We start from the raw sequence: 17,043 nt of genomic DNA on the forward strand, positions 1-17,043 counted from the left end.
GAACGGGTGACCGACTGGCTGACCTGGCTCATCGTGGGCCTGGGCGTCGTGTCGCTCGTGGTCGTGGCCGTCGCCCTGGTGCGCGACGAGGAGCCCCAGGACCGCACGTTCGCGCTGCTCGCCGTCTACGAGCTCGTCGTCATCGGGCAGCTCGTGCTCGGCTGCGTGCTGCTCGCGCAGACCGACCGCGACGTTGAGGGCGTGCTCTTCGTCAGCTACCTCGTCGGCAACGCGCTCGCCCTGCCGATCGGGGTGTTCTGGTCGCTCGCCGAGCGCACCCGCTGGGGCACCGCCGTCCTCGGGGTCGCGGCCCTCACCGTCGTCGGCCTGCAGCTGCGCCTCGAGACGATCTGGGCGGGCCACGCGTGAGCACCCCCGTGCCGAAGCAGGGCGAGCTGTCGTCCGGCCCCGGCCGGGTCCTGGTCTTCGTCTACGGCGTCTTCGCCGTCGCCGCCACCGGTCGCTCGCTCGTCCAGCTGGGCACGGAGGCCGACAAGGCGCCGTTCGCCTACACGCTCTCGCTGGTCGCCGCCGTCATCTACCTGGTCGCGACGACCTGCCTGCTCCTCGGCGGACGACGCGCCTGGCGCGTGGCCGTCGCCTCCTGCGCCGTCGAGCTGCTGGGCGTCCTGTCGATCGGCGTGCTGTCCTACGTCGACACGGCGCTGTTCCCCGACAAGACCGTGTGGTCGCACTTCGGCCAGGGCTACGCGCTCCTGCCGTTGGTGCTGCCGTTCCTCGGGCTCGCCTGGTTGCGCGCCACCAGACCCCGCGACGACCACGGCTGAGGCCGCCGTCCAGGGGCCTCGGGGTGTGCTGTGGGACACAGTCGGGCTCCGCCCGACGGGCTGCGCCGCGCGAGGTGGGCGCAGGTTAGGTCGGCCTTGCTTGAAGTGCGCCGAGCAATATCGGCACACTGGTGTTGTGGAATTCACCGGGACCGACGAGACGACGCGCCAGCGCGTCGCCCGCTCGATCCTGACCAACGGCCCCTCCACCGCCGCGGCACTCGCCGAGCGTCTCGACCTCACCCCGGCCGCCGTGCGTCGACACCTCGACCAGCTGCTCGACGAGGGCCGCGTCGTCGCGCGCGACCCCCGGCCCGGCGGCTCGCGCGGTCGTGGGCGCCCCGCCAAGGAGTTCGCGCTCACCGAGACCGGCCGCGACGGCTTCGACCAGCAGTACGACGACCTCGCGGCCGACGCGCTGCGGTTCCTCGCCGAGACCGGCGGCGACGACGCCGTCCGGGAATTCGCACGGCGTCGTGCGACGTTCGTCGAGGAGCGGTTCGACACGGTCATGGCCGACCACCCCGACCTCGGTCCGGCACACGTGCTGGCCAAGGTCTTCTCCGACGAGGGCTACGCCGCGTCGGTCCGCGAGTCGCCCGTGGGGGAGCAGCTGTGCCAGCAGCACTGCCCGGTCTCCCACGTGGCGCACGAGTTCCCCCAGCTGTGCGAGGAGGAGACCGCGGCCATCAGCCGCGTGCTCGACCGCCACGTCCAGCGCCTGGCCACCATCGCTCACGGCGACGGGGTCTGTACCACGTGCATCCCCGACACACCGACGAAGAAGGAGCAGGTCACCACATGACCTCGATCGAGGACCTCAACCCCGAGCTCAAGGACATCGGCCGCTACGACTTCGGCTGGGCCGACAGCGACGTCGCCGGCGCCGCGGCCACCCGCGGTCTCAACGAGGACGTCGTGCGCGACATCTCGGCGAAGAAGTCCGAGCCGCAGTGGATGCTCGACCTGCGTCTCAAGGGCCTCAAGCTCTTCGGCCGCAAGCCCATGCCCACCTGGGGCTCCGACCTCGGCGGCATCGACTTCGACAACATCAAGTACTTCGTGCGCTCCTCCGAGAAGCAGGCCCAGAGCTGGGAGGACCTGCCCGAGGACATCAAGAACACCTACGACAAGCTCGGCATCCCCGAGGCCGAGAAGCAGCGCCTCGTCGCCGGCGTCGCCGCCCAGTACGAGTCCGAGGTCGTCTACCACTCGATCCGTGAGGACCTCGAGGCCCAGGGCGTGCTCTTCCTCGACACCGACACCGCCCTCAAGGAGCAGCCGGAGCTGTTCCAGGAGTACTTCGGCACCGTGATCCCGGTCGGCGACAACAAGTTCGCGGCGCTGAACACCTCGGTGTGGTCGGGCGGGTCGTTCATCTACGTGCCGAAGGGCGTGCACGTCGACATCCCGCTGCAGGCCTACTTCCGGATCAACACCGAGAACATGGGTCAGTTCGAGCGCACGCTGATCATCGTCGACGAAGACGCCTACGTGCACTACGTCGAGGGCTGCACCGCGCCGATCTACTCCTCCGACTCGCTGCACTCCGCGGTCGTCGAGATCATCGTCAAGAAGGGCGGCCGCTGCCGCTACACGACCATCCAGAACTGGTCGAACAACGTCTACAACCTCGTCACCAAGCGCGCGGTCTGCGAGGCCGGCGCCACGATGGAGTGGGTCGACGGCAACATCGGCTCGAAGGTGACGATGAAGTACCCCGCCGTCTACCTCATGGGCGAGCACGCCAAGGGCGAGACGCTCTCGATCGCGTTCGCCGGCGAGGGCCAGCACCAGGACGCCGGCGCCAAGATGGTGCACGCCGCGCCGCACACGTCGTCCTCGATCCTGTCGAAGTCGGTCGCCCGCGGCGGCGGGCGCACGTCCTACCGCGGCCTGATCCAGGTCAACGAGGGCGCGCACGGCTCGAAGTCCAACGTGCTGTGCGACGCGCTCCTGGTCGACCAGATCAGCCGCTCCGACACCTACCCCTACGTCGACATCCGCGAGGACGACGTGTCGATGGGCCACGAGGCCTCGGTCTCGAAGGTCTCCGACGACCAGCTCTTCTACCTCATGTCGCGCGGCATGGAGCAGGACGAGGCGATGGCGATGATCGTGCGCGGTTTCGTCGAGCCGATCGCCAAGGAGCTGCCGATGGAGTACGCCCTCGAGCTCAACCGGCTCATCGAGCTGCAGATGGAGGGCGCGGTCGGCTGACGCCGCTCCGCCCAGACCGCACCACCGAAGCTAGGAAGACTTGCACGTGACTGTGACCGACGCTGCCCGCGAGAGCGTGGAGGCGAGCCTGGAGCAGGGCTCGACCAAGGACGGACACCTGTCCTTCTCCCACCTCAACCCGCCGCCGACCTACGACCTGGCCGACCACCCGCTGCCGACCGGCCGCGAGGAGATCTGGCGCTTCACCCCGCTGAAGCGCCTGCGCGGCGCGCTCGACGGCGAGGCCTCCGAGGCCCGACTGGGCCGGACGACCGAGCTGCCCGAGGGCGTCACGCTCACCGACATCACCGCCGACCGGGCCCGTGAGCTCGGCGAGCTCGCCCCCAACGACCGCCCGGCGGCGCTGGCGGTCGCCCGGGCCGGCGGTGCGGTGCTGCTCGACGTCCCGACCGAGCTCGAGACGAGCGAGCCCGTCGTCCTGCGCCTGCACGGTGAGTCGGCCGACGACCTCGTCTACGGCCACCTCGTGATCAAGGTCGGCGCGTTCGCGAAGGCCACCATCGTGCTGGTGCACACCGGCTCGGCCCGCTACGTCGCCACGACCTCGGTCGTCGTCGGCGACGGCGCGCAGGTCAACGTCGTCTCGCTGCAGGACTGGGACGACGACGCCGTCCACCTCGGCCGCGACGCCATCCGGGTCGGGCGCGACGCCTCGGTCAAGCACACCTCGATCAGCTTCGGCGGCGACGTCGTGCGCATGCACGCCAACGTCGAGTACGACGCCCCGGGTGGCGAGGCCGAGCTGCTCGGCCTCTACTTCGCCGACGCCGGGCAGCACCTCGAGCACCGGCTCTTCGCCGACCACAACCAGCCCCGCACCAAGAGCAACGTGGTCTACAAGGGTGCGCTGCAGGGCGACGGCGCCCACACGGTGTGGATCGGCAACGTGCTCATCCGCAAGGTCGCCGAGGGCATCGAGACCTACGAGGAGAACCGCAACCTGGTGCTCACCGACGGCTGTCAGGCCGACTCGGTGCCGAACCTCGAGATCGAGACCGGCGAGATCGAGGGTGCCGGTCACGCCTCGGCGACCGCTCGCTTCGACGACGAGCAGCTGTTCTACCTCCGCTCGCGCGGCATCAGCGACGAGGAGGCGCGCCGGCTCGTGCTGCACGGCTTCTTCCAGGACCTCATCCGCAAGGTCGGCATCCCCTCGCTCGAGGAGAAGCTGACCGAGACCGTCGAGGCCGAGCTGGCCAAGAACGTCCTGAAGGGCATCGCCTGACATGGCCTTCGAGCTCGCGTGCGCACCCAGCGACGTCCCCGCCGACGAGGGCCTGGGCGTCACGATCGGTGACGTCGACGTCGCCATCGCCCGCCAGACGACCGAGCAGGGCGAGGAGTTCTTCGCGATCCAGGACCTCTGCAGCCACGCCCACGTCGCTCTGAGCGAGGGCGAGGTCGCCTCGAGCGCCGGCACCTGCACCATCGAGTGCTGGCTGCACGGGTCGAGCTTCGACCTCCGCACGGGCAAGCCGACCGGCCTGCCCGCCACCGAACCGGTCGCGACCTTCCCTGTCGAGGTCCGCGACGACGGTGTCTACGTCGACACCACCACCACCCTGAACGGAGTCAACCCGCAATGAGCACGTTGGAGATCAAGGACCTGCACGTCTCGGTCCAGACCGAGGACGGCCCCAAGGAGATCCTCAAGGGCGTCACGCTGACGATCGACGACGGCGAGACCCACGCGATCATGGGACCCAACGGCTCGGGCAAGTCGACGTTGGCCTACTCGGTCGCCGGCCACCCGAAGTACGAGGTCACCGGTGGCTCGGTGACCCTCGACGGTGACGACGTCCTCGCGATGACCGTCGACGAGCGTGCGCGCGCCGGGATGTTCCTGGCGATGCAGTACCCCGTCGAGGTGCCCGGCGTCTCGGTGTCGAACTTCCTGCGCACCGCGAAGACCGCCATCGACGGCGAGGCGCCCAAGCTGCGCACCTGGGTCAAGGACGTCAACAAGTCCCTCGGCGACCTCGACCTCGACCCGACCTTCGCCCAGCGCTCGGTCAACGAGGGCTTCTCCGGCGGTGAGAAGAAGCGTCACGAGATCGCCCAGCTCGAGCTGCTCGACCCGAAGATCGCGATCCTCGACGAGACCGACTCGGGCCTCGACATCGACGCGCTCAAGGTCGTCTCCGAGGGCGTCAACCGCTTCCGGGCCCGCGAGGGCAAGGGCGTCCTGCTGATCACGCACTACACCCGCATCCTGCGCTACATCACGCCCGACCGCGTGCACGTGTTCGTCGCCGGCCGGGTGGCCGAGTCGGGCGGCCCCGAGCTCGCCGACGAGCTCGAGGCCAACGGCTACGAGCGCTTCCTGACGGCGACGGTCTGAGATGACCCAGACCACGCTGGCCGGCCTCCTCCCCGAGCTGGAGGTGATCCGCGCCGACTTCCCGATCCTCACCCGGACCGTCGCGGGTGGTGGCCCGCTGGTCTACCTCGACAGCGCCAACACCTCGCAGAAGCCGCAGGTCGTCATCGACACGATGGTCGACCACCTCGAGCGGCACAACGCCAACATCGCCCGCGCCATGCACACCCTGGGCGCGGAGTCGACCGAGGCCTACGAGGGGGCTCGTGACAAGGTGGCGGCCTTCATCAACGCGCCGTCGCGCAACGAGGTCGTCTTCACCAAGAACGCCACCGAGGCGCTCAACCTGCTGGCCCGCACGATCGAGCTCGGCCCCGGCGACAACGTCGTCATCACCGAGATGGAGCACCACTCCAACATCGTGTCGTGGCAGCTGGCCTGCGAGCGCTCCGGCGCCGAGCTGCGCTGGTTCGGGCTCACCGACGACGGCCGCCTCGACCTGTCCGACGCCGACCGGCTCGTCGACGAGCACACCAAGGTCGTGGCCTTCACCTGGGTCTCGAACATGCTCGGCACCATCAACCCGGTCGCCGACCTGGTCGCCCGGGCGAAGGCCGTCGGGGCCTACTCCGTCGTCGACGCCTCGCAGGCCGCGCCCCAGCTGCCGGTCGACGTCGCCGCCACCGGGTGCGACTTCCTGGTCTTCACCGGCCACAAGACCGTCGGCCCGACCGGCATCGGCGTCCTGTGGGGCCGCGAGGGGCTGCTCAACGAGCTCCCGCCGTTCCACGGCGGCGGCGAGATGATCGAGACCGTCACGATGGCGCGCTCGACCTACGCCAAGGCGCCGCACCGTTTCGAGGCCGGCACGCCGCCGATCGTCGAGGCCATCGGGCTCGGCGCCGCGGTCGACTACCTCGCACACGTCGGCCTCGACGCCGTCCACGCCCACGAGCAGGCCATCACCGCCTACGCGCTCGAGGGCCTTGCCACCGTGCCGGGCCTGCGCGTGCTCGGCCCGCTCGACGCCGCCTCGCGCGGCGGTGCGATCTCGTTCGAGGTCGACGGCGTGCACCCGCACGACATCGCCCAGGTGCTCGACTCGCGCGGCGTCGCCGTCCGGGCCGGCCACCACTGCGCCAAGCCGGCCCACGCGCGCTTCGGCGTGCAGAGCTCGACCCGCATGTCGTCGTACCTCTACACGACGCCGGGCGAGATCAACGCGCTCGTCGAGGGCCTGGAATACACCCGCTCCTACTTCAAGTTGGGGTGAGCACCATGTCGTCCGAGCTCGATGCGCTGTACCAGGAGATCATCCTGGACCACTACAAGAACCCCCACCACGCGGGCCTCCGTGACCCGTTCGAGGCGGAGGTCCACCACGTCAACCCGACCTGCGGCGACGAGGTGACGCTCCGCGTGCACGTGGCCGACGGCCAGGTCGCCGACGTCTCCTACGACGCCGTCGGCTGCTCGATCTCGCAGGCCTCAGCGTCGGTGCTGACCGACCTCGTCATCGGCAAGCCGGTCGACGAGGCCCTGGAGATCCACCAGACCTTCCTCACCCTCATGCAGGGCAAGGGGCAGGTCGAGCCCGACGAGGACGTGCTCGAGGACGGCATCGCCTTCGCCGGCGTCGCCAAGTTCCCCGCCCGCGTCAAGTGCGCACTTCTGTCGTGGATGGCCTGGAAGGACGCCACGACCCAGTCCCTGGAGGCAACTGATGACTGACCACTCCGATCTTCCCGACGTCCCCGAGGCGACCGGCGGCGGCACCGCCACGGTCTCGGTCGACGACGTCACCGAGGCGATGAAGGACGTCGTCGACCCCGAGCTCGGGATCAACGTCGTCGACCTCGGCCTCGTCTACGACGTCCACCTCGACGAGGGCTCCAACTGCGTGCTCGACATGACGCTCACCTCCGCGGCGTGCCCGCTGACCGACGTCATCCAGGACCAGACCAACGCCGCTCTCGAGGGCCTGGTCAACGACGTCGCGATCAACTGGGTCTGGATGCCGCCGTGGGGTCCGGACAAGATCACCGAGGACGGTCGCGAGCAGCTGCGGGCGCTCGGGTTCAACGTCTGAGGCGCGAGGCGCGAGCTTGCTCGCGACTCGCGACCCGAAGAGGTCGAGGGAGCCCCACGGGGCGAGCTCGCTCGCACCGTGACGGGCGGCTCGAGACCACCGCAGCCGATCCCGGAAACTGGGTGGGTGACGCTCGACCGCTGACTAGGGTCATCCCATGACCGTGGTGCGGCCGTTCGAACCCGACGACCTCCCGGCGCTCTGGGCGCTGGCCCACCTGCCCGACGCCGGCGTCACCGAGGACGGGTCCGTCCCCGTCCCGCTGCCGGCGCGGCGAGTCGCGCCGACGGGCCCGCCCGACCTGGTCGACCCGTCCGGCACGGTGCTCGCCGCCGGCGGGACGTTGCTCGTCGCGGTCGACGGCGACGCGCTGGTGGGCGTCGGCGGACTGCGTACCGTGCACGACCGCCCCCGGCTGGGGCGGGTGATCCGGCTCCGGGTGCACCCCGCGACCCGCCGGCGCGGCATCGCGCGCGGCCTCATGGACGCCTTGCAGGACGACGCCCGCCGCCGCGGACTCACCGACCTCCTGCTCGACGTCGGCGACCACCAGCCCGAGGCGCTGGCGTTCTACCGGGCGCTCGGCTGGTCGGAGACCTGGCGCGAGTCCGGACCCGAGTGGCACTGGCAGACCGTGTGGTTCCACCGCTCGCTCGAGCGCGATCACCTGGCGGTCGAGGTGCGCCCGTGTGCCGGCGACGCCGACGTCGAGGCGCTGCAGCACGTGCTGCCCTCGGCGAGCCGGGCCCACCCGCGCCGCTGGGCCGAGCAGCAGGCCGGCACCGCGACCTACCTGCTGGCCTGGGACGGCGACGCCGTCGTCGGGCACGTGCACCTGCTCGCGCGCAGCCGTCACGACGACGTCGTGGGTGCGCTCGGCGCGACGCCCGAGGTCGAGTCCCTCGCCGTCGTCGAGCACGCCCGTGGCCGTGGGGTCGGCACCGCCCTGCTCGGTGCCGCGGCCGGCGTCGCCCGGGCCGACGGGGCGTCGTCCGTCGGGCTGGTGGTCGACCACGACGACCCCGTCGTCACGCTGTGCCGACGGCTCGGGTGGACCGTGCGGCCTGGCCTCCGGCCCGTCGTCGACGGCGAGCGCGCGGCCTACTGGACGTTGTCGCTGCCGAGCGCGGCTACGTAGGGCGGACCTGCCGGACGAGCCGGCTCTCGCCCCAGGCGCGATCGGTCGTCAGTGCCGTCTCCGGTGGGACGGTCACGCGTCGTTGGCGCAGCGGAACCCGATGTTGCCGCTGGCCGAGACCTCGGTGTTCGACGACCGGGCAGCCACGCGGTAGCGGTAGCAGTAGGAGTCGTGGCACAGGTAGGAGCCGCCGCGCATGACCCGGAGCACGTCGTCGTGGTCGCCGTCGGCAGGTGCGGTGACGAGCGGGTCGACGACCTCGGTGCCGACGCGCCCGGCGTAGGTGGTGGGGGAGAAGGCGTCCTCGCACCACTCCCACACGTTGCCGACGGTCTGGTGCAGGCCGTAGCCGTTGGGCGGGAACGTCGCCACCGGCGCGGTGCCCAGGAACCCGTCGTCGAGGGTGTTCGCCGTCGGGAAGGTGCCCTGCCAGATGTTGCAGCGCCACCGCCCGGACGGCGTCAGCTCGTCGCCCCACGGGAAGCGCGAGTCGGCGAGCCCGCCGCGCGCCGCCACTTCCCACTCGGCCTCGGTGGGCAGCCGCTTGCCGGCCCAGGCGGCGTAGGCGCGGGCGTCGCGCCAGCTGACGTGGACGACGGGGTGCTGGCGCAGGTCGCCGATCCCCGACCGGGGACCGAAGGGGTGGCGCCAGTCGGCGCCGCGCACGGTGACCCACCACGGCGTGCCGGCGGCCTGGCCGAGCACGTCGCTGCGGTCGGCGTCGACGAGGAGGTGGAAGACGCCCGACAGGCCGAGGTCCTCGGCGTCGGTGACGTGACCGGTCTCCTTCACGAACCGGGCGAACTGGGCGTTGGTGACCGCCGCGGTGTCGATGTGGAACGCCGAGACGGTCACGTCGTGGGCGGGACCCTCGCCGTCGGCGGCGTAGCCCTCGCCGGAGTCGTCACCCATGCGGAACGTCTGCGCCTCGATGCGCACCTGGCCCTTGGTGCTGCGGGTGCCGACGACCGTCGAGACGACCCGGTCGGAGGCGGTCCCGGTCGATTCCGCGGTCGTGGCCGGGGCGCAGCAGGAGGGTGTCTCGTCCACGTCGCGAGGCTACCGAGCGCTGTCGCCCGCGCGGGTGCGGCCCGGCCCGTCGCCCGCCGCGAGTAGGTTCGGCAGGTGCCCGCCGTCCTCGTGCCCGTCGTCCGGTGGCCGCGCTGGGTCGAGAACTTCGAGCGAGGCCACGGCGCGACCACGCTCGACGTCGCCGACGGCGCGCTGACCGGCACAGCCGAGGACGGCTCGACCTTCACGGCTCGGCTGCCGTTCGGGTCGGCGTACACGGGCACCGCCGACGTCGAGACGTTCGCCCGGCAGGTCGGCGAGCCCGACGAGTGGGGCGTGCTGCTGGTGCGCAAGGGCGGCTTCGCCGTCGGCCGTCTGCACGACGGCGCGATGGCGCAGTCGAAGGTCGGTCAACGGCACGTGCAGGGCCGCACCAAGGCCGGCGGTCAGTCGCAGCAGCGGTTCGCCCGACGGCGCGACAACCAGGCACGTCAGGCCTACGAGGCCGCGGCCGACCACGCGGCCCGGATCCTCGGCGACCTCCGGGGCATCGTCGTGACCGGCGGCGACCACGCCGCGATCGAGGAGGTGCTGGCCGACCCCCGCCTGAGCGGGCTCGACGTCGCCGGTCCGTGGCTGGCCGTGCCCGACCCGCGCCGTGCCGTGCTCGAGCAGGCGGTCGCCGACGCCCGGGCCGTGCAGGTGGAGGTCGTCAACGCGTGAGCTCCGTGCTGCTGCTGGCCGACACGCACCTGCCGAAGCGGGCGAAGGACCTGCCCGCCGAGGTGTGGGACCGCGTCGACGCCGCCGACGTCGTCGTGCACGCCGGCGACTGGGTCGACCTCGACACGCTCGACCGGCTCGAGGCCCGGAGCCGGCGTCTCGTCGCCGTGGTCGGCAACAACGACGGGCCCGACCTGCGCGCCCGGCTGCCCGAGGTCGCCCGGGCCACGATCGGCGGCGTCCGCTTCGCGGTGGTGCACGAGACCGGCGGCAAGCAGGGGCGCGAGGCGCGCTGCGACCTCGCCTACCCCGACGACGACGTGCTCGTCTTCGGGCACAGCCACATCCCCTGGGACACCACCACCCTGCGCGGTCTCCGGATGCTCAACCCCGGCTCGCCGACCGACCGCCGGCAGCAGCCGTGGTGCACCTACCTCACCCTCACCGCACGCGACGGCGCGCTGCACGACGTCGTCCTCCACCGGTTGCCGCGTCGCGACCGGTAGCCTCCACAGCCATGTGGGAGCCCGATCCCGCCTGGCACGCGATGCCGCACGGCTCCGGCGCGTCCACGGCCGGGCTGTGGCGCACGGCGTACGGCGACCAGCCGGTCGTGGTCAAGCGGCTCTCGGCTCCGGGGCCCGGCGACCCGGCCGAGCTCTCCGACCCGCGCCACGTCGCCTACTGGCGTCGTGAGGCCGACGTGCTCGCCACCGGCATCGCCACCGCGACCGCCGGGCTGCGCGCCGTCCCGGCCGGCGTCGACGAGGACGACACCGGCATCACCATCACCCGTGAGTGGGTCGAGGACGCCGCCCTCAGCGGCCTGTTCGTCGCCGTCGCCCTCGGCCGGTTCGCCGGCAGCGACCTGCCACGGCCGCGGTTCCTGGCCCACGACCTGCTGCGCTCGCGGCTCCTGCGCACCCACCAGCGGGCCGGCGGGTGGCCAACCCTGGCCCGCACGACCGCGGCCGACGTTGCCGAGCACCTGTGGAGCCGGCGCGCGGAGTTCCTCTCGGCGCTCGACGCCCTGCCGCAGGTGCCCCAGCACGGCGACCCGTCGCACGTCAACGTGCCCGGTCGCGACGGTGACGAGGCCGTCGCCATCGACTGGGCCACGCTCGGCACCGGCCCGGTCGGCGGCGACCTCGGCTACTTCGCGCTGACCGCGCGTGAAGAGCTCGACCCGCTCGTCGACGCCTACCTCATGGGTCTGCCCGACGACGTCGCCTCGCCCGACGAGGTCGTCCTCGGCGCTCGCATCACCGCCGTCTACACCGCGTTCGGCCGTGCTGAGTGGGCGCTGGCGCGGGTGGCGACCGGCGAGGGCGCACTCGCCGGCAAGTACCGCCACCCCGCGGTCGCGCCCTACCTGCGCGCGCTGCAGCGCATGGCGCCGGCGGTCGAGGCCCTGCTCGGCTGGTAGCTCGGCTGGTAGCGGCTCAGACCCGGTCGGCGCCGAACGTGTCGCAGGCCTCGAGCGTGCCCTCGTCGAAGCCGATGCCGAACCACTTCTGGCGCTGGGCCGACGAGCCGTGCGTCCACGACTCCTGGGTGACCTGGCCGGTCGTCTTCTCCTGGATCGAGTCGTCGCCGACGGCCGAGGCGGCCTCGAGGGCGAGGTCGACGTCCTGCTGGTTCAGCTCGGCGAAGAGCACGTTGCCGTCGGCGTCCTCGGTCTGGGTGGCCGACCGGGCCCACATGCCGGCGAAGCAGTCGGCCTGCAGCTCGAGGCGGACACCGTCGCTCTGCGGTCCGGTGCCACCCTTCACCTGGCTCATCGTGCCGATCAGGTTGGAGATGTGGTGGCCGTACTCGTGGGCCAGCACGTAGGGCTCGACGAAGCCGCCGTCGGGTCCGCCGAGTTGACGCTCGAGCACCTGGTCGAAGAACGTTGAGTCGAGGTAGATGCGCTGGTCGGCCGGGCAGTAGAACGGGCCGACGGCCGAGTCGGCCCCGCCGCACCCGGTGCCGACCGAGCCCGTGAAGGTGACCACCTTGTCGACCGGTCGGAAGTCGTCGCCGAGCGTGTCGGACCAGAAGTCGTAGAGCGAGTTCTCGACCGCGACCCGAGCGCAGTCGGCGCTCTTGTTGGCGTCGGCCCCGGTGCGGCACGAGTCGTAGCGACCGGTGTCGCTGAGCCGGCTCGCGTCGAGACCGCCACCCCCCACCCCGCCGGGCCCGGTGGACCCGCCACCGGAGAACAGCTGGACGGCGATGAACACCACGACGACGATGACGCCGATGACCCCGCCGCCGCCGGCGAGACCGCCGGGGATCGGCAGGCGGCCGCCGCCGCCGAGACCACCGCCGCCGCCGGAGCCTCGGCCCGCGTCGCCCACGCGCGAGGTGTCGATGCGGGCCTTGGGGTTGAAGCGCATAGCGGCACAGTAGTGCGCCGGGGACCACCCGTGAGTGGTCAGCCGCACACGCCGCCGATGGGGCCCGGACGCCGTGGGCTCCCTAGAATCGAACCACCATGATCAGCGCTCACCAGCTCGAGGTCCGGGCCGGTGCCCGGCTCCTCATGTCCGACGTCAGCTTCCGCGTCGCCGCGGGCGACAAGGTCGGGCTCGTCGGGCGCAACGGGGCCGGCAAGACGACGCTCACCAAGATCCTGGCCGGCGAGGCCCAGGCCGCCGGCGGCTACGTCACCCGCACCGGCGAGGTCGGCTACCTGCCGCAGGACCCGCGCACCGGCGACCCCGAGGTGCTCGCCCGCGAGCGCATCCTGTCGGCCCGCGGGCTCGACGAGGTGGTGCGCCGCATGCGCGAGGCCGAGGCGATGATGGCCTCCGACGACCCGCGGCAGCGCGAGAAGGGCATGAAGCGCTACGCCCGCGCCGACGACGAGATGCACGCCGGTGGGGGCTACGCGGCCGAGTCCGAGGCCGCCACCATCGCGGCGTCCCTCGGCATCGAGGAGCGCATCCTGCACCAGCCGCTGAAGACCCTCTCGGGCGGCCAGCGGCGCCGGGTCGAGCTCGCGCGCATCCTGTTCTCCGACGCCGAGGTGCTCATCCTCGACGAGCCGACCAACCACCTCGACGCCGACTCGATCGTGTGGCTGCGCGACTACCTCAAGCAGCACAGTGGCGGCTTCATCGTCATCTCCCACGACAACGCGCTGCTCGAGCAGACGGTCAACAAGGTCTTCCACCTCGACGCCAACCGGGGCGTCATCGACCTCTACAACATGGGCTGGCGCCACTACCTGACGCAGCGCGAGACCGACGAGAAGCGTCGCAAGCGCGAGCGGATGAACGCCGAGAACAAGGCCAAGACCCTCACCGACCAGGCCAACCGCATGCGCGCCAAGGCCTCGAAGGCCCAGGCCGCGCAGTCGATGCTCAAGCGCGCCGACAAGATCATGTCCGGCGTCGAGGGCGAGCGGGCCGCCGACAAGGTCGCCCGCATCAAGTTCCCCGCGCCCGCACCCTGCGGCAAGACGCCGCTCACCGCACGCGAGCTGTCGAAGTCCTACGGCTCGCTCGAGGTCTTCACCGACGTCGACCTCGCCATCGACCGCGGCTCGCGCGTCGTCATCCTCGGCCTCAACGGCGCCGGCAAGACGACGCTGCTGCGCATCCTGGGCGGCGTCGACGCCTCCGACACCGGCGAGGTCGTGCCGGGTCACGGTCTCAAGCTCGGCTACTACGCCCAGGAGCACGAGACGCTCGACACGAAGCGCACCGTGCTCGAGAACATGCAGTCGGCCGCGCCCCAGCTCACCGACACCGAGGCGCGCTCGGTGCTCGGCTCGTTCCTGTTCTCCGGCGACGACGCCGCCAAGCCGGCCGGCGTGCTCTCCGGCGGCGAGAAGACCCGTCTCGCCCTGGCGTCGCTGGTCGTCTCGAGCGCCAACGTGCTGCTGCTCGACGAGCCGACCAACAACCTCGACCCGGCCTCCCGCGAGGAGGTCCTCACGGCCATCCGCGGCTACGAGGGGGCGATCATCCTGGTCACCCACGACGAGGGCGCCGTCCGGGCCCTCGAGCCCGACCGGGTGCTCCTGCTGCCCGACGGCGACGAGGACCTCTGGAACGAGGGCTACGCCGACCTGGTCTCGCTCGCCTGACCTCGCTCCACCGTCAGGGCAGCAGCAGGGCCGCGTCGCCGAACTCGTGCCACAGGTAGCCCTCGGCCACCGCGGCGTCGTACGCCGTCTGCGTGAGCCGGGCGCCGGCCACGGCCTCGACCAGCAGCAGGTGCGAGGCCGCCGGGTCGTGCCACCCGGTCACCAGCCCGTCGACGACGCGTGGCGGGTCGGCCGGGGTGACGACGCGCTCGGTCCAGCCGCTGCGCGGGACGACGCGCCCGTCGTCGGCGACCGCCGACTCGAGGGCCCGGGTCACCGTCGTCCCGACGGCGACGATGCGGCCACCACCGGCACGCACCGCATTGACGAGACGGGCTGTCGCGTCGGTGACCTCGAACCGCTCCGGCTGGGGCGCCTCGCCGGCCTCCTGCGACGAGACCCCGGTGTGCAGGGTGATCGGCACGACGCCGATGCCTCGGGAGACCAGCCGCGTCACGAGGTCGTCGGTGAACGGCCGGGCGGCCGACGGCATCTCGGCGCTGCCGGGCCTCGTGGCGAAGACGGTCTGGTACGACGAGAGCGGGTAGGCGCGGTCGAGGTAGCCGTAGGAGATCGGCCGGCCGTGCCGGCTCATGGCCCGCACCACGTCGCCGGTCGCGCGTGCCCGCCACAGCCGGTTGCCGGACGACGTCGGCGACGAGCCGTCGCGCGGGTAGGGCTCGAGCAGGTCGAGCGCGGCGCCGGCCAGGGTGATCCGGTCGCCGGGAGCGGCGTCGAGCACGGCGCGCGCCGCGGCCGGGGCCGTGCGCACCTCGACCACCCAGGTGCCGTCGTCCAGCGGGGTGGCGACGTGCACGACGACGGCGCCGTGGCGGCTCGAGCGGCCGTCGAGCTGACCGGCGACCGTGGCCGAGTCGTTGACGACGACGAGGTCGCCAGCCGCGAGGTGGTCGGCGAGGTCGCGGAACGCGGCGTGCGTGACGCCGTCCGGGCGCGCGACGAGGAGCCGGGTGGCGTCGCGGTCGACCCCGCGAGCCTCGGCCGGCGCGGGGGCGACGTCGGGCGCGGTGAACGTGGTGGTCGGGGTCTCGTGGACGGTCCTCATGCGACGACCTCCTCGGCGTCGGGGCGGGCGGTCGCCGGGGCGAGGTCGGCGGCGCGGTAGCGGCCCGACGGCGGCCTCTTGCGGACCAGGGCGAGCAACGACGGCACGACCGACTCGGGGGTCGGGCGGTCGGAGATGTCCTCGCCCGGGAAGGCGTCCTGGTGCATCGCGGTGCGCATGTCACCCGGGTCGACGGCGTACGTCGTCAGGCCCTCCTCGACGCCGAGGGTCAGCGTGAGGTGCTCCAGGGCGGCCTTGCCCGCGGCGTAGGCGCCCCAGGTCTCGTAGTGCTCGACCGCGGCGTCGCTCGAGACCGAGAGCACGACGCCGTCGGCGGCACGCAGGTGGGGGAGCAGGAGGGTGGTCAGGGCGAGCGGCGCGGCGGCGTTCACGTGCCACGCGCCGAGCAGGTCGTCGACGGCGGTCTCGCGCAACGGCCGCATCGGCAGGGGGCCGAGCGTGCTGGCGTTGTGCACCAGCAGGTCGAGCCGCCCGTGCCAGCCGACCTCGCGGGCCAGCGCGGCCCGGTGGTCGGGGTCGGCGACGTCGCCGGCGATCGGGACGACGCCCACGAGGTCGGCTGCGGCGGCGGCGAGGCGGTCGACGTCGCGGCCGTCGGTGACGACGACCCAGCCCCGGGCCGAGAGCGCGTGGACGAGGGCGCGGCCGAGGCCGGCGGACCCTCCGGTGACGAGTGCGACTGGCATGTCCACCATCCTTGGACCTCAAGTGAGGTTGAGTTCAAGGGCTCGGCCGGACCTGTCGGTGGCGGTGCCTATGCTCAGGCCCATGACCCTCTCCGCCGACCGGCTCGCCGCTGCCCGCCTCCGTCTGGAGGTCGACGGCGCGGTCGCCACCGTCACGCTCGACAAGCCCGACGCCCGCAACGCGCAGACCCCCACGATGTGGCGCACGCTGGCCGAGATCGGCGCCGAGCTGCCCGACGACGTCCGGGTCGTCGTCGTCCGGGGTGCCGGGTCGACCTTCTCGGCCGGTCTCGACCGCACGCTGCTGACCCCGGGCGGGGGAGACGGGCAGGAGAGCGTGGCCGAGCTGCTCTCGCAGTCCGACGACGAGGTCTCGACGACGATCGAGGCCTACCAGCAGGGCTTCACCTGGCTGCGCGACCCGCGGTTCGTCTCGATCGCCGTCGTCCACGGCTACGCCATCGGCGCCGGGTTCCAGCTGGCCCTGTCGTGCGACCTCACGCTCATGGCCGACGACGCCTACCTGTGCATGAAGGAGGCCGCGCTCGGGCTGGTCCCCGACCTCACGGGAACAAAACCGCTGGTCGACGCGGTTGGGTACCCGAGGGCGCTGGAGATCTGCGCCACGGCACGCAACGTGGGCGCCGAGGAGGCGGTGCGCATCGGCATCGCGCTCGACGCCGTCCCCGCCGACCGGCTCGACGACCGCCTGGCCGACCTCGTCGCCGCCCTCACCGCACCGATGGCCGGTGCGGTCCGCGAGACCACGGCACTCGTCCTGAGCGCCACCCACCACGACCTCGACACCCAACGTCGGCTCGAGCGGGAGGCCCAGGCCCGCCGGTTCCGCGAGCTCGCCACCCTGCTGACTCCCTGACCGGG

At 72.2% G+C, this 17,043-nt stretch carries 20 protein-coding genes; 16 read left to right on the top strand and 4 right to left on the bottom strand.

Annotated features, from left to right (window positions below; translation table 11 throughout):
- Positions 1-6 precede the first annotated feature (6 nt).
- The 11 genes from ABFT23_RS09780 (at position 7) to ABFT23_RS09830 (ending at position 8,576) form a co-directional block, all read left to right on the top strand.
- Entirely contained in the window at positions 7-369 is a 363-nt protein-coding gene (locus ABFT23_RS09780) for a hypothetical protein (protein WP_347894653.1), read from the top strand.
- The gene (locus ABFT23_RS09785) at positions 366-788 is read left to right on the top strand and encodes a hypothetical protein (protein ID WP_347894655.1); all 423 of its coding nucleotides are present in this window, start codon (positions 366-368) and stop codon (positions 786-788) included. Before ABFT23_RS09780 ends, ABFT23_RS09785 begins: the two co-directional genes overlap by 4 nt.
- A 136-nt stretch (positions 789-924) precedes the next feature.
- Entirely contained in the window at positions 925-1,593 is a 669-nt protein-coding gene (locus ABFT23_RS09790) for a helix-turn-helix transcriptional regulator (protein ID WP_347894657.1), read from the top strand.
- On the top strand, positions 1,590-3,008 hold the full coding sequence (gene sufB, locus ABFT23_RS09795) for a Fe-S cluster assembly protein SufB (RefSeq protein WP_347894659.1): 1,419 nt from the start codon (positions 1,590-1,592) through the stop codon (positions 3,006-3,008). The genes ABFT23_RS09790 and sufB overlap by 4 nt, the downstream gene beginning before the upstream one ends.
- Positions 3,009-3,054: 46 nt before the next feature.
- The gene (gene sufD, locus ABFT23_RS09800; protein ID WP_347894661.1) at positions 3,055-4,254 is read left to right on the top strand and encodes a Fe-S cluster assembly protein SufD; all 1,200 of its coding nucleotides are present in this window, start codon (positions 3,055-3,057) and stop codon (positions 4,252-4,254) included.
- Position 4,255: 1 nt separating this feature from the next.
- A complete protein-coding gene (locus ABFT23_RS09805; RefSeq protein ID WP_347894663.1) occupies positions 4,256-4,615 on the top strand; it encodes a non-heme iron oxygenase ferredoxin subunit in 360 nt (119 codons plus the stop codon).
- A complete protein-coding gene (sufC, locus tag ABFT23_RS09810) occupies positions 4,612-5,370 on the top strand; it encodes a Fe-S cluster assembly ATPase SufC (protein WP_347894665.1) in 759 nt (252 codons plus the stop codon). The genes ABFT23_RS09805 and sufC overlap by 4 nt, the downstream gene beginning before the upstream one ends.
- A 1-nt stretch (position 5,371) precedes the next feature.
- Positions 5,372-6,622 carry a cysteine desulfurase gene (locus ABFT23_RS09815; RefSeq protein ID WP_347894667.1) on the top strand — a complete coding sequence of 417 codons (1,251 nt, stop codon included), beginning with the start codon at positions 5,372-5,374 and terminating at the stop codon, positions 6,620-6,622.
- Between the two features lie 5 nt (positions 6,623-6,627).
- Positions 6,628-7,080 (top strand): Fe-S cluster assembly sulfur transfer protein SufU, encoded by a 453-nt coding sequence (sufU, locus tag ABFT23_RS09820; protein WP_347894669.1) that lies wholly within the window; start codon positions 6,628-6,630, stop codon positions 7,078-7,080.
- Positions 7,073-7,438 carry a metal-sulfur cluster assembly factor gene (locus ABFT23_RS09825; protein ID WP_347894671.1) on the top strand — a complete coding sequence of 122 codons (366 nt, stop codon included), beginning with the start codon at positions 7,073-7,075 and terminating at the stop codon, positions 7,436-7,438. Before sufU ends, ABFT23_RS09825 begins: the two co-directional genes overlap by 8 nt.
- 157 nt (positions 7,439-7,595) lie before the next feature.
- Positions 7,596-8,576, top strand: coding sequence for a GNAT family N-acetyltransferase (locus ABFT23_RS09830; protein ID WP_347894673.1), 981 nt, complete (start codon positions 7,596-7,598; stop codon positions 8,574-8,576).
- Positions 8,577-8,648: 72 nt separating this feature from the next.
- Here the strand turns inward: ABFT23_RS09830 and ABFT23_RS09835 are convergent, their stop codons facing one another.
- Complete coding sequence (locus ABFT23_RS09835) at positions 8,649-9,488, bottom strand: formylglycine-generating enzyme family protein (protein WP_457623303.1); 840 nt, start codon at positions 9,486-9,488, stop codon at positions 8,649-8,651.
- A gap of 213 nt (positions 9,489-9,701) precedes the next feature.
- Here ABFT23_RS09835 and ABFT23_RS09840 point away from each other — a divergent pair, with 213 nt between their 5' ends.
- The 3 genes from ABFT23_RS09840 to ABFT23_RS09850 are packed head-to-tail and all read left to right on the top strand — an operon-like array spanning position 9,702 to position 11,736.
- Positions 9,702-10,310 (top strand): acVLRF1 family peptidyl-tRNA hydrolase, encoded by a 609-nt coding sequence (locus ABFT23_RS09840; protein ID WP_347894677.1) that lies wholly within the window; start codon positions 9,702-9,704, stop codon positions 10,308-10,310.
- The gene (locus ABFT23_RS09845; RefSeq protein ID WP_347894679.1) at positions 10,307-10,816 is read left to right on the top strand and encodes a metallophosphoesterase family protein; all 510 of its coding nucleotides are present in this window, start codon (positions 10,307-10,309) and stop codon (positions 10,814-10,816) included. The genes ABFT23_RS09840 and ABFT23_RS09845 overlap by 4 nt, the downstream gene beginning before the upstream one ends.
- Positions 10,817-10,827: 11 nt before the next feature.
- Positions 10,828-11,736, top strand: a complete 909-nt coding sequence (locus tag ABFT23_RS09850; RefSeq protein WP_347894681.1) for a phosphotransferase — start codon at positions 10,828-10,830, stop codon at positions 11,734-11,736.
- Between the two features lie 16 nt (positions 11,737-11,752).
- Here ABFT23_RS09850 and ypfJ read toward each other — a convergent pair whose 3' ends face one another.
- Complete coding sequence (ypfJ, locus tag ABFT23_RS09855) at positions 11,753-12,691, bottom strand: KPN_02809 family neutral zinc metallopeptidase (protein WP_347894683.1); 939 nt, start codon at positions 12,689-12,691, stop codon at positions 11,753-11,755.
- Positions 12,692-12,789: 98 nt separating this feature from the next.
- On the opposite strand from ypfJ, the gene ABFT23_RS09860 reads away from it, so the two are divergent.
- The gene (locus ABFT23_RS09860) at positions 12,790-14,388 is read left to right on the top strand and encodes an ABC-F family ATP-binding cassette domain-containing protein (RefSeq protein WP_347894685.1); all 1,599 of its coding nucleotides are present in this window, start codon (positions 12,790-12,792) and stop codon (positions 14,386-14,388) included.
- A gap of 13 nt (positions 14,389-14,401) precedes the next feature.
- Here the strand turns inward: ABFT23_RS09860 and ABFT23_RS09865 are convergent, their stop codons facing one another.
- Positions 14,402-15,454 (bottom strand): S-adenosylmethionine:tRNA ribosyltransferase-isomerase, encoded by a 1,053-nt coding sequence (locus tag ABFT23_RS09865; protein ID WP_347894687.1) that lies wholly within the window; start codon positions 15,452-15,454, stop codon positions 14,402-14,404.
- Positions 15,451-16,161: an SDR family NAD(P)-dependent oxidoreductase gene (locus tag ABFT23_RS09870; RefSeq protein WP_347894689.1), complete on the bottom strand. Its 711-nt coding sequence runs from the start codon at positions 16,159-16,161 to the stop codon at positions 15,451-15,453. Before ABFT23_RS09870 ends, ABFT23_RS09865 begins: the two co-directional genes overlap by 4 nt.
- An 82-nt stretch (positions 16,162-16,243) precedes the next feature.
- On the opposite strand from ABFT23_RS09870, the gene ABFT23_RS09875 reads away from it, so the two are divergent.
- Entirely contained in the window at positions 16,244-17,038 is a 795-nt protein-coding gene (locus tag ABFT23_RS09875; protein ID WP_347894691.1) for an enoyl-CoA hydratase/isomerase family protein, read from the top strand.
- Positions 17,039-17,043 lie beyond the last annotated feature (5 nt).

Origin of the sequence: Nocardioides secundeburneus (assembly GCF_039939255.1) — a bacterium.
Taxonomy (GTDB): domain Bacteria; phylum Actinomycetota; class Actinomycetes; order Propionibacteriales; family Nocardioidaceae; genus Nocardioides.